Origin of the sequence: Mesotoga sp. UBA5825 (genome assembly GCF_002432955.1) — a bacterium.
GTDB lineage: Bacteria > Thermotogota > Thermotogae > Petrotogales > Kosmotogaceae > Mesotoga.
Genome location: NZ_DJHG01000065.1, coordinates 2,594 through 14,843, shown reverse-complemented (window position 1 = coordinate 14,843; position 12,250 = coordinate 2,594). Strand labels below are relative to the sequence as shown.

At 47.6% G+C, this 12,250-nt stretch carries 11 protein-coding genes and 1 pseudogene; 9 read left to right on the top strand and 3 right to left on the bottom strand.

What is annotated here, in order from left to right:
- Positions 1–110 precede the first annotated feature (110 nt).
- Positions 111–1,361, bottom strand: a complete 1,251-nt coding sequence (locus B3N33_RS06125) for a hypothetical protein (RefSeq protein ID WP_292592524.1) — start codon at positions 1,359–1,361, stop codon at positions 111–113.
- Between the two features lie 178 nt (positions 1,362–1,539).
- Here B3N33_RS06125 and murJ point away from each other — a divergent pair, with 178 nt between their 5' ends.
- The 4 genes from murJ (at position 1,540) to B3N33_RS06105 (ending at position 5,322) form a co-directional block, all read left to right on the top strand.
- Positions 1,540–3,039, top strand: a complete 1,500-nt coding sequence (murJ, locus tag B3N33_RS06120; RefSeq protein WP_292592522.1) for a murein biosynthesis integral membrane protein MurJ — start codon at positions 1,540–1,542, stop codon at positions 3,037–3,039.
- Between the two features lie 68 nt (positions 3,040–3,107).
- A complete protein-coding gene (locus B3N33_RS06115) occupies positions 3,108–4,340 on the top strand; it encodes an NAD(P)/FAD-dependent oxidoreductase (RefSeq protein ID WP_292592520.1) in 1,233 nt (410 codons plus the stop codon).
- Between the two features lie 190 nt (positions 4,341–4,530).
- Positions 4,531–4,719, top strand: coding sequence for a hypothetical protein (locus B3N33_RS06110; protein ID WP_099829426.1), 189 nt, complete (start codon positions 4,531–4,533; stop codon positions 4,717–4,719).
- Positions 4,720–4,791: 72 nt separating this feature from the next.
- On the top strand, positions 4,792–5,322 hold the full coding sequence (locus tag B3N33_RS06105) for a cob(I)yrinic acid a,c-diamide adenosyltransferase (RefSeq protein WP_292592519.1): 531 nt from the start codon (positions 4,792–4,794) through the stop codon (positions 5,320–5,322).
- A gap of 4 nt (positions 5,323–5,326) precedes the next feature.
- Here B3N33_RS06105 and B3N33_RS06100 read toward each other — a convergent pair whose 3' ends face one another.
- The gene (locus B3N33_RS06100) at positions 5,327–5,599 is read right to left on the bottom strand and encodes a hypothetical protein (protein WP_292592517.1); all 273 of its coding nucleotides are present in this window, start codon (positions 5,597–5,599) and stop codon (positions 5,327–5,329) included.
- A gap of 573 nt (positions 5,600–6,172) precedes the next feature.
- On the bottom strand, positions 6,173–7,552 hold the full coding sequence (locus B3N33_RS06095) for a protein O-GlcNAcase (protein ID WP_292592515.1): 1,380 nt from the start codon (positions 7,550–7,552) through the stop codon (positions 6,173–6,175).
- 243 nt (positions 7,553–7,795) lie between these two features.
- Between B3N33_RS06095 and B3N33_RS06090 the strand changes: the two genes are divergently transcribed.
- The 5 genes and pseudogenes from B3N33_RS06090 to B3N33_RS06070 form a co-directional block, all read left to right on the top strand.
- Complete coding sequence (locus B3N33_RS06090) at positions 7,796–8,632, top strand: DegV family protein (protein WP_099829430.1); 837 nt, start codon at positions 7,796–7,798, stop codon at positions 8,630–8,632.
- A gap of 336 nt (positions 8,633–8,968) precedes the next feature.
- Positions 8,969–9,790 (top strand): winged helix-turn-helix domain-containing protein, encoded by an 822-nt coding sequence (locus tag B3N33_RS06085; protein ID WP_292592513.1) that lies wholly within the window; start codon positions 8,969–8,971, stop codon positions 9,788–9,790.
- Between the two features lie 290 nt (positions 9,791–10,080).
- The gene (locus B3N33_RS06080; protein ID WP_099829432.1) at positions 10,081–11,184 is read left to right on the top strand and encodes an aldo/keto reductase; all 1,104 of its coding nucleotides are present in this window, start codon (positions 10,081–10,083) and stop codon (positions 11,182–11,184) included.
- A 21-nt stretch (positions 11,185–11,205) separates the two neighbouring features.
- Positions 11,206–11,739 carry a DUF6512 family protein gene (locus tag B3N33_RS06075; protein ID WP_292592510.1) on the top strand — a complete coding sequence of 178 codons (534 nt, stop codon included), beginning with the start codon at positions 11,206–11,208 and terminating at the stop codon, positions 11,737–11,739.
- Positions 11,740–11,830: 91 nt separating this feature from the next.
- Positions 11,831–12,250 (top strand): annotated as a pseudogene (locus tag B3N33_RS06070) (urocanate hydratase); the annotation flags it as partial.

Sequence of the window (12,250 nt, the reverse complement as noted above, 5' to 3'; positions counted from 1 at the left end):
TCTTTGCCAGCCTTGCGTCCCGGCATGATCTTCGCCAGCCTTGCGTCCGCCGGTGTTCCTCGGCGCCTTGCGTCCCGCCGAAGGCAGCAATGCGTCCGCAGAAACGTCTATCACTCGCCAACTACATGTATCGTGAGTGTGTGGACCTTTTCGATCGTCTTTTCGCCAAATTCGCCGAAGAATCTGAAGGGAATCTCATAATCGCCCACTTCTTGTGGAGTCCAGCGGAAGATGCAGTGATCGTGCTTGTCGAGGAGAGTGCCTGCTTCTGACTGAAGCTCGACTCCGTTCGTCGATCTCCAGATCCATGCGTGATCGGAGAAGGACCATTTGTCATATCCCACAAATCGCCACTCTGCGATCAGTGCATTTACCCTAAACTCAATCAATTCACCAACAGGAGATGTGATTTCCGGCACGGGAATGGTTCTCGAGAACTGCTCAAATGAGTTTAAGTAAAACAAGTCTTCCCATAATGGAACGATGTTTCTTCCTGCACTTTCGTAGGCCTTTTCAACTAGGCCGACGCATGAATAGATATCTTGTTTTGTGAAGGGAAGATTCAAGTAGCCAGACCAGGCAAGGCCTACAGACCACATCGCCCCATGGTTGGCCGCCTCAAATATGTATCTGGATATTTGTCTCCGTTCGAGCGGGGTTATATCTCCGGAGTATCTCATCGCCCCTGTAAAACCGGAAGACCAGTATTTAAGCCATCGCGATTCGTACGTGTCGTAGTTGAAGAGATTCACAAAAGAGTGGTTTTCAATATCGTTGGGGAAGACAAAGACACCCTCCTCGACGAGATTGTATCCGTGTGTCAAGAACGGGTAGGATTCTCCAAATGTCTTTCCGTCGTTTAGACCCAGACCTTCATCTGTCATTGCCGTGGCATAGTCGACACCGAGATATACTGCCGAGTGTGAAGGGATCCAGTTCGGTCCGATATGATAGAGTAGATCGCCTTCGAGCAGGTACTTTCCGGGCAGATGTTGTGCAGTGTAGAGGGCATCTGCCTTTGATATCAACAGGCAGTACGGCAGTTTTGTGAATCGAACGAACGTGGAGAAGGAATCTATGCTGCACTGTACCTGAAACTCCTCTCCTGCCGGGGCGAAGGAAGTCGCGCTGAGGAGCGGCTGGATCATCAAGATCTGATCGTCGTCCAGGTCGAGTTCGTCGTGAGAAAGTTCGAATACCGGCCCGGGAATTGAACCGCTGCTTTCGTGGAAGACGACCTGGATCGTTCGTTCCGATACGCTCTGCACTTCGTAAACGATGGTCTCCTTCTCACTGACTCCATAGAAGAATACTGTTACTCCTCTGGAGACGATGAAGGAGTTGTCGCCAGGATGCAGCAACAAAACCTTATGCCCAGGTTTGGTGGGAATCAGCCTGGTACATCCCATTGTGAACAAGATACACGAAGCGACTAAAAGAACCAATCTCCGAATTTGGATACTCATCATTAAGTTTACCATCGCAGAAGGGAAAGACAGATAACACCTATGGTAAATTATACAGTGTAAGACAGGAGGCATGATGAGAAGAATTTCCAGGTCAACATCGGTTGCCGTAGGCACTATAGCGATCCTTACCTTTTCTATGATCTCGAAGGGCATGGGTTTTTTCAGGGAAATGCTTGTCGCCGGTCTCTTCGGGACGTCCGCAAATCTCGATGCGGTCTTTGTTGCAATGACGCCTGCAACGACCCTTTCAGGGATAATTGCCGGAGCTTTTGCCGCCATTTTCGTGCCTGTATACCACTCTATAAGGAATGAAGACCCCGAGAGATCAAAGAGATACGCCGGAGCGGTTCTTATATCGGGTTCTCTGGTCTTTCTCTCTATGGGGATAGTCTTTCTGGTGATTCCGGACCTTGTTATAAGACTTTTCGCTCCGGGTTTTTCGGGTGAAGTCGTCGCTTATGCCGCAAGAAAGTTGAGATATCTATCAATATACCCGTTGATCGGCGGACTAGAAAGCATACTAGGCGCCGTGCTGAAGTCAAACAGGAGGTTCATCCAGTTCGGCTTCTCGCAGCTCTTTTTCAACATTATCGCGATTCCAGTGATATTCTTGACCGCTCCCTTTCTCTCGGAAGCCTCCTACATACTGGCCTGGATTCTCGGCAACACCTTCACCGTGATAGCGTATCTGGTCCAATCAAGAGACCTGTTCTCTCTGAGAATCGGAAAGGGAACGTCTATAGTAGAGACGCTATACCTGAGTTTGCCTCTGATCTTTTCGGGGAGTCTCGGAGTCATCAACAACATGGTTGACAAAGCCTTTGTTTCGCTCCTTCCGCCCGGTCGTGTCGCTTCGCTGCAATATGCTCACACTCTTCTGGGCCTGATTACTTTCATGATCGCCGCCTTCCAGATGACAGCCTATACGGAGCTTTCCGAATTTGTCGTTTCCGGTGACAAGAAGAAGGTGCAGGAACGATTGAGAAAGACAGTCACAACGTCATTGAACATCTCGCTGCCTCTGGCGGCATGGATCATCATGATGGCGGAACCCCTAGTGAGGATAATCTATCAGCGCGGACAGTTCGACGCCGACTCGACGAGTCTTGTAAGCATGGCGCTTATCGGATATGGGGCTTTGATAATCCTCTCACCGATTTCGCATACGTGCACAAGTTATTTCACTGCAAGAAAGAAACTGAAGGCCATAACGATCGTATCCGTCTTTTCGATCTTTCTGAACGCGTTGTTTGACTGGCTTATGCTCAAGCCGCTTGAACATGCGGGAATAGCAGCGAGTACGTCGCTTGTCGTACTCAACGCTACCATAATATATGTCTGGCTAATAGGAAGAGAGGGCGTCAAATTCATGCCGGTGAAGAGGATACTGAGGCTATTGGGCCTTTCGGCGGGTGTTTTCATTGTCGTCGCCTTTCTCAGGCTGAATACCAGTACCTTGATCTGGCTGGTTTTCGGAAACGCGCTCTTCTCCTGCCTGTTCTTTTTCAGTGCCAGGAGCGAACTTAAGGCGATATTTACGAGAATGAAGATGCTTTTTAAGAGAAGTTGAAATGCAGTATTTCTCGAAATGGGTTTCGATTTTGAGATAGGGCTGCTTGCAAAGCGGGAGGAAATCTCATGAGAGATATTGTGATAGTAGGAGCCGGTCCTGCCGGACTCTTCTCAGCCATAAACTGCACAACAATGGGTAGAAATGTAACGGTGATTGAGAAAACGAATACCCCCGGAAAGAAGCTGCTAATTTCCGGCGGAGGCCAATGCAATCTTACTAACGCCGAGCCGACAAGGGCAATGCTCGACAGATACTTTGGCTCGGGAAGATTTCTTAAACCGGCATTGATGTCCTTTGACTCGAGCAAGCTGATGAACTTCTTTGAAGAGAGAGGACTTAAGCTGTTTGTAAGAGAGGATGGCAAGGTCTTTCCCTCAACTTACTCTGCAAGAGATGTTCTGGAAGTGTTGCTTGCCGAGTGTGAAAAGCAAGGAATACGGATACTTTACAATTGCCGCGTCAAAGGAATAGCTCGACGAACACCGGGCGGATTTGTTGTCTCTTCTCACAAAGGAGAGATAGGTGCCGACTATCTGGTGCTTTCTACTGGAGGCAGAAGCTACGAGGGCACAGGCTCATCGGGGGATGGATACTCTATCGCCTCGGCGCTCGGTCATAGCATAGTCGAGCCGAGGCCTGCATTGACATCAGTTTCTATAAAGGATTTCGAGTTTGGGGACCTTGCCGGCGTCTCTCTGAAAGCGGTCGATGTCTCCCTGTGGAGGGATTCAAAGAAAACGACTAGCCGGACTGAGGACTTGTTGATCACTCACGAAGGGCTTTCTGGACCTGCTATTCTGCACCTTTCAAGAGAGGCCAGGCGAGGAGATGAAATTCGAGTCAACTTCAGTGGAATAGCCCGCGAAGAGCTTGAAAGGAGAATCTTAAAATTGGCAGCTGAAGAGGGAAAGAAGCTCTTGAAGACATCGCTCCGTGACCTGGGTCTTCCCGAAAGATTGCTGGATAAGATCCTGAAGATGAATGGAATAACCGAGCGATTGTGTTCCGAATTGAAGAAAGAGGAAAGAAAGAAGCTGATATCCAGTCTCTTTGAAATGAGTTTTGAGATCGAAAGCGTAGGCGGGTTTTCGCAGGCCATGGTCACAAGAGGGGGGGTTCAGTTATCCGAAGTGAACCCGAAGACAATGGAATCAAGAATCGTTCCGAATCTCTTCTTTGCGGGAGAAATTCTCGACTTCGATGGAGAGACGGGGGGTTACAATCTCCAGGCAGCCTTCTCGACCGGTTACGTAGCGGGAACCACAATAAACAAAAGAACATCACGAGAAGACCAGTAGTTTTGAGTATTAGTCTAGTTATTATCTAATAGGGAAACTATATGTTAATATGATAAGAGAACGATTGATAAGATATTTATGATCCATTCAGAGCCCGATTCAAGATAGACGATCTCTTGGAATTGGAACCTTCGAGCAATTCTCTTTGAGCAATTTGCTAAAGTTTTTTGTAGCACAGAGGAGGTGCGCCTTGGAGGTAAAGAAACCAAAGTGGTTTGACGACTGGGTCGAGATCGACGAGAATTATCTGCAAGAAGCTGGAACCAGCTGGAAACTCAAGGCTAATGCCCCCAAAAGAGTTAGAAAGGAGTATGAGAAGCTGATGGACCAGATCACGGTGAAGGGTCCGTACTCATACTCATGGAAGCATGAACGCTAGATCGAGCTCAGTTGAAGGTGCTTCATAGAGGCATAGGCTCAAGAACGTTGTCTTGAAATGGAGGTTTGTGAGTTGAGTATAAGCACTGGAAGCGGTGATGGAGGAGAAACAAGCCTCTGGAGCGGCGAGAGAATAGATAAAGATAGTCACCGCGTCGAAGCATACGGAACAATAGATGAACTCAGTTCCTTTCTAGGCGAAGCGAAACACCATGTCAGCGAAGAGGTTGCTGACCAAATCGTTTCGATTCAAAGGTTCCTCTTTAGAGTTACCGGTCAATTGGCTTCAAGAGATGTCAAATATGTTGAGCCCATTGAAGAGAGTGATGTTCAGAAACTCACCGAAATGATTCACAAATATGAATCAGTGGTGAGACTTGATGGTTTCGTTATCCCCGGAAGCACCATTGCGTCATCCAAACTTGACATCTGCAGGACTGTGGCAAGAAGGGCCGAAAGAAGAATACTGACGCTTTCTAAAAACGAGCATGTTGACAACGTGATTGTGAAGTACGTTAACAGACTTTCAGATCTTCTTTTCATTCTTGCGAGATATGAGGAGTATAGGGCAGGGAAGATAGTTTACAAGCGAGACGTAGAGTAACGATCTACCGATAGCTGATTTTCGCTACTCCGTCCTTCATACAGGAGCCGAAGCTGTACGCTACGGAGGTCGTATCCATCCCGGGCAAGTAGAAGACAGTTATCATCTCGTCGACATCCTGTCCCGAAGACTCCCACATATCGCGAGTGATGCTTTCTAGCTCAATCTCGCTAACCACAGATTTCTTAAGCAGAATCCGCGCAGTACGTCTTCGCCAGGCCTTTCCGAAATCCCTGACGGTCACCACCGAATATGTGCCTTCAACATTCGACGCCAATCCCTAACTCTCCCCTCTGATAGATAAAATATTATACATCATGTTACGGATAAATGCCAACTGATGCAAACACCTCTCTCAGAAATAAAATTTATACAATACGCAAAGTAAACTATCAGAGATTGTTTCGCAAAACGGAATAATAAATACATTAAATCCAGATTATAAATCTGGCGCAGATTTCTATGTAGACAAATCTCCGGAAGAGCCTTCTGAGAAATTCCTGGCGATTCAAAGAGCAAGAGAACTCTCTTCTAGAAGGTTTTTCTCTTCCGCCTACTTCTTCAGAGCCCGGCCATCAAAAGTACTAGCCGATGTTGCTTCTTCCTATGCCCAAGACCTTGTGGCAGTAAGGACAGAAATAGACCGCAGTCTTACTCAACAAGAGTCCAGATCCCTTTTGTTTGAAGAATATCTCAGGAAGTTCCGATTCGCAGTGGGGACACTTCGGGTTCAACTCTTCCTTTCTTACTGATCTCAATCTAAGCTCAATTCGCTCAGCTCCTTATCTCAAGATGATCTATCTCGGTAATCAATATGTCTTCATTCAGCGAACTTTTGGTGTGGTGAACACTAGCCGATCAGCAGTGTCAGATAACCCTTTGTTCTGATAAGAATTTCCTGAGCTAGATCCCTGAAGAGTACACCTGCCGTAATTGTTTCGGCTCTTACAAGTTCAACTAGTATCGACTCCACCTCACCACAGAGGTCTCTGACTTCCTCAATCGTTTCAAAAGTAATGTCGGCAGAGAAGATCAGTCTTCTCGAGGAGATCAGTTCAGCAATCTTTCCCATCAGTCTTCCCCAAAGAGAGAACTCCTTCAGCCACGGACCGACCTCTCTAGACAACTCTTCTGAAAGCTTCTCTTTCAAGGTCTCTGCAGATTGAATGATCATTTCGGCTTCATCTGAAAGAAGCTCTTGAACTTCGACCCATCTCTTTTCACCCACTAGTCGATTCAGTTTGTGGTGAAGCTCCACGATTCTTCTGGAATGATCTCTGTGTATCGGACTGAGAAGATTGTACTCGCAGAACAGCTCCATCTCCTTCGAACATCCAGGGGCGACTTCCGAAATGGCGCTAACCCAAGCCCTTTCTACATCGTATTCAGTGGGATTATTGAGGAATTCTGCAGCCGATGCAAGCGCGATTTTCGATGCAATAGGTTGATTCATCGGGTTTAAAACCATCCCTTCTGAGTGTTCAACGATGCCGGGGTCTCTTCCCTCATAGGGCCCGACATGCAGTTCGGGGACCATAGAGGCGTCGTTCACAGGGTAGTTGTCCCAGTATAATGGTTTTCTCTGGAAGGCCTCTTCGGCAAGCATGGAATCCTCAAGCGAGAGCCTCTCCGAACACACCTCCGGTCCGGTCCACATAATAGATATGTCGCCATCCAGAGCTTCTCCAAGAGTCTTCATGTAATCTGTTGCCTTGCGCCCTTGATATTGAGTAGGACAGACAATGAACCTTGAGAGGCCTTCGACTTTCGCCTTAAGGATAGAGTAGACTGTGTTTGCGAAATGGGCCTGAGCTTCAGCAAGAGAACCGAATGCCTCTTCATCTTCTTCGTGTACGAGGGTTTCCGGAATATCGTCGTAGAAGATTGCAAATGATCTAACTCCTGTGCCTGCTATATCTTCCAGTTTTGCGACCAAGGCTTCGATGTCTGAATCGCTGGAATACCTCACTCCAAGACCCGGACTGATAGCAAAGACAACCGAAACACCGCATGACAACCCCTCGGCAACCAACTCCGCAAAGTCTTTCTTGAACTCCTCGCTGTATTGCTCTCGCCACCTTCTTCTATGGAGTTCATCGTCTTTTGGAGCGTAAATGTATAAATTGTAACGATGCTCTCCTAGAAACCTCAGCATCGCCTTTCTCGCCTTCATAGACCAAGGAACACCATAGAATCCTTCTACCACGCCTCTGATCTCGAATTTTGACATGTTGAACTCCCTTCATCAAATCATTTTCAATCAGTTTATCATAATCCAAACTCTCGCGCGAATTACTTCGTTTCCCGTTTACTTGGCAAATGTTACGGTTGCTTCATGCGGAAGCTAACGTTTAGTCCTATTGACTTCCGATTTCCGTAATGCATCATAACTAAATCTACTCAAGAGATTTCTCGCTAGGTTTAGTCAGAAAAGCTATAATTGTAGCATAATCCGGTAAAGGAGGTTGGCGATATGAAAATAGGTTTGGTAACCGACAACACCTGCAACTTGTCAGATGAAGACATCAAGGCACTAGACGTTAGAATCGTGTCTCTTTATATCAACAGAAGCGGAAAGTACACAAAAGCGACTGATCTGAACCTTGAGGAGTATTACGAGGAGTTAGGATCGGCTGCGGAGTTGCCGAGTACCTCTCAGCCTTCTCCGCAAGACTTCATTGTTGCTTTCGAAGACGCTCTCAAGACATACGACGCTTTGATTGTACCTGTTCTGTCCGGGAAGCTTAGCGGAACGAGCGTCTCGGCGAATATCGCTGCAAGGGACTTCGATCAGCCGATTCACGTAATTGATTCCCTGTTGGTTGCGGATGGCCCTGGAATGCTGGTGAAGAACCTGGGGGACATGATAAAGAACGGAGCATCGATCCAGGAGCTGGTCGAATATGCTTCATACTTTCACAAGAAGACGAGAACCTTCTTTTCGACAGATGATCTGAGTTATTTGCAGAAAGGCGGACGAATAGGGAAAGCGAAGGCTCTAGTGGGCAATCTGCTTAAGATGAAGCCGGTAATCAAGGTGGACGAAGGCGAACTCAAGCCCGTCGAAAACGTCAGGGGGAACAAGAAACTGCTTGAAAGTTTGGTTAGTCACACCTTCAAGGAGATCCAGCCCGAGAATCTCCGAAGAGCGAGAGTGCTGACGATCTGGAGAAAGGAAGATGCCGCAACTTTGGAGAAGATGCTCCGTGTCGAGGCTCCCGAAGCAGAAATCGAAAGTGGAATTATTGAGCCGATAATCGGTACTCATCTGGGACCTCAGGGAATTGGCATAATCAGCGAAATGAAGTAAAGACGTTCACCGACCTTTTCGGGACTAGAAAGGGGAGTCTTAGGATAAAAGGTCATCTAAGATTCATCTTCTGGGGGGTAAAAAGGCTTTGAATGCGCTTGAGAGAGTCAAGATACGCTTTGGAAGGGCCTTTGATTTCTTGCCGAGCATATATCGTCTAACAAATAACTAGAGACTGGCAAAGCACTTTGCGGAACTGCCTCCGGGCTATCGCCCTGTGGGAGAGCTTGTCGAATGGCTAAGGACTACCAAGAAGAAGCTGCCGGAGACGATTTTCGAGAAGATGAGTCTTTACTTTGACTGGAAGGCACCGCTTGGAATGAGGATAAGCTCATTATGTCTGAAGAGAGTTTTGAAAGTGTGCAAGTTCTGTTGCAGCGAATCGCCTCCATCTCTCCAAAAGACATGATAAAAAATTCCTTGTTGATTGGCTTAGGACCGAGATCTGTCGGGTACAATGAAGGAATTGTAGACAGAATACTGGAAAACCAAAAGGGGTCACTCGTCCTCCTTGCTGAAAAGGCTGTTCTTACACCTCAACAGAAAGCGGTCATGCTCGACTTCATATCGGATCCGGAAAAGATGAAGGAAGACTACCTTCACCTCTTGCAGTGGTACGAAGAACACATGCATTCAAGCTCCCCCTACGATGAGAAGAGGTTGAAGGAAAGTCGGGAGAATCTCCAAAGGAATCTCTCTACCTTCGGAAACGATCATCTCTTGAAACTGACAGACATCATGCACAATGAAGAACTTGAAGAGGAAAGGAAGATGGTTCTCGTTCTCTCTTACTTTATAAAGAACGCGCAGAGAGGAATCCTTCACCCCCGTGCTAAGAACGATGTCTTCTTGATCGGTTACAATTATGTGAGTTCCCTTCTCGAGGGTGATCCGGTTGCCAATGCTTCGAGAAGATACGGGGCCCTTTCAAACTCCAATCGAATAAGATTGCTGAACTCTCTCTTCGGGGAACGCCTCACAGGCTACGAGCTTTCTCGCAAGATGAAACTCTCGAACGCCGAGTTGACGGAGACCTTTTCTGCTCTGGTTGCATGCGGTCTCGTCAAGACTGTACGAGAGAGCGATCGGATAATCTTTACAGCCGATAGAGAAGAAGTAATCGATATGCTAACAGGCGAAATCAAGGGGAAAAAGTAAGTGTGCTCGCTTCTACTGATGTGATAAGGTTCAAATTTCTTGGTTGATTAAGAAACTCGAGCAAAAAGCGAAAAAAAGCCCGGAGAATATCCGGGCCGGGTGGTAAAGAAGAAGTCTTGTTCGTATTGTTATGACAGAAATTCTCTATTGTGAGTTCACTTCCATTGTCGATTTAGACGAGCTTTTTTCTGTGTTTCACTTATCTAAAATAGATGATCCCCTAAAGTGAGAATGTACAAGAAGTCGGGAATCGGGTAAGTGCGTAGTAACATGGAATCGGGGGTGTGATTATGGAGTATCGAAGACTTGGCAAGACAGATTTACAGATCTCCCTTCTGGGGTTGGGAGGCTTCCATCTTCTCGAGATTGAACTGAAAGAAGTGAGAAAGATAGTGGATCGCTATCTCGAGGCCGGAGGAAATTACTTCGAAACAGCAAGATCGTACGGCGATGGGGTCTCCGAGCGCAAGCTATCGGAAGCATTGCCCAAGGACGGGGTGATCGTGGCTTCCAAGACGGGCGGCAGAGATGAGGAGTCTTCAAGAAGCGATCTTCTTGCGACACTCAAAGCTCTTGGAAGGGATCATATAGATATCCTGTTTCTTCACGCAGTAACGAAAAGCCGCGACTGGGAGGCGATCACTTCGCCGAACGGCGCACTCAAGACCGTGGAGTGGGCAAAGAGCGAAGGGCTTGTGCGGTACGCAGGAATTACGAGCCACGGTTACGGCGGTACGCTTTTGAAGGCACTAAAAGAATATCCTTTCGATCTATTCATGACTCAAATGAACTACTACGATAGGTTCAACTTTCCCGAGATTGAAACGAAGGTAATCCCTTTCTCCGTTTGCAACAATATAGGAATAATCGCGATGAAGGCGCTGGCCGACGGGTATCTCTGGAAAAGCGTTGAGGACGCCTTCAGGTACACAATGACGCTCCCCGTTTCTTGTATTGTGAGCGGAATTAACACCCTCGAGCAGCTGGAAGAGGATCTCACGCTGATTGAGAAAAGGCCGTTCACTGCGGCCGAACTCGACCATCTCTTTGCAGAGGCGCCCGAACTAGGGAATTACATTTGTAGACAGTGCATGAAGTGTCTGCCCTGCCCTGAGGGGATCAACATTCCCGGGTTCTTCCTCGCCGAAGGACGTTACGATAGACAGATGCTGGATGGCAAGATCATAAGTGCTGCGGATTACGCTTTGAGAGACAGACTCGCCCACTGGTTTGGAAGCGAGGAGCAGGGGATCGCTGAGTATAAGTCTCTCGTTCCCGGCGTTGACAGTTGCAACGATTGCGGCATCTGTGTCGAGCGTTGTCCATATGGAATAGATATTCCCAGGAAACTCAGGATTGCCAGATCGAAGATAACGGAGGGCTATGTCTGGTAGTCGATTAAAGAGGTGATTCAAGTGGGCAGAATCAGCTTTTTTCCTTTGGAAGTACTGGGTTTCTTCTTCGTATTCTTTTTTGGGGTGCTCCTCCATATGGTCTACGGATGGAGCGAAGGTAATGCAATCGTAGGCTTGATCTCTCCGGTTAATGAGAGCATTTGGGAGCACCTGAAAATGCTCTTCGTGCCGGGGCTTATTCTGCTCGCAGTGGAGTTGTTCTTTTGCAAGGAGGTGCCAGTACCCGCGCTGATTGTGAGAAAGACTCTCGGCATCTACGTGATGTATGCCACAATCCTCGGAGGTTTCTACTTCTACACGCTCTTCATCCACCACAATCTCATTGTTGATATACTATTAATGGCCCTTGCTTTTGCTCTCGGTCAGATCATATCCTATAACGTAGTCTCAAAGCTCAATGTAAGCACGGCTGCAGAGTGGATTCCTCTGGTCATACTGATTTTCTTAGGTGCTGCCTTTGTGCTGTTCAGATTTATACCGGCGCGTTGGGAGCCTTTCAGAGACTCAATCACTGGGGGATACGGAACCAATTAGCGTGTAGAAGTGATGATCGAGAAGTGAGCAACTGAATACATGAAGAGAAGGAGGTTTCATTGTGCTTTCCGAAAGAGACATCTACGAATCAATGGAAATCAAACTAGATGAGACTTTGCCGCCCGATCCAGTCTTCCAGCCGGGGGTCAGGAGAGCGCCCAAGAGAGAGCTGAACCTCTCGCCTAACGAGATCGAACTGGCCCTGAGAAACGCGCTGCGTTACATTCCAACAAGACTTCACGAAAGGCTTGCGCCCGAGTTCCTCGAAGAGCTGCGCTCAACGGGGAGAATTTACGGATACAGGTATCGGCCTCAAGGCGAAATAAAAGGCAGACCGATCGACCAATACAGAGGAAAGTGCATTGAAGGAAGGGCCTTTCAGGTAATGATCGACAACAACCTCGACTTCGATGTGGCTCTCTATCCCTACGAGTTGGTGACTTACGGGGAGACCGGACAGGTATGCCAGAACTGGATGCAGTACAGGCTCATAAAGAGATATCTAGAAGAG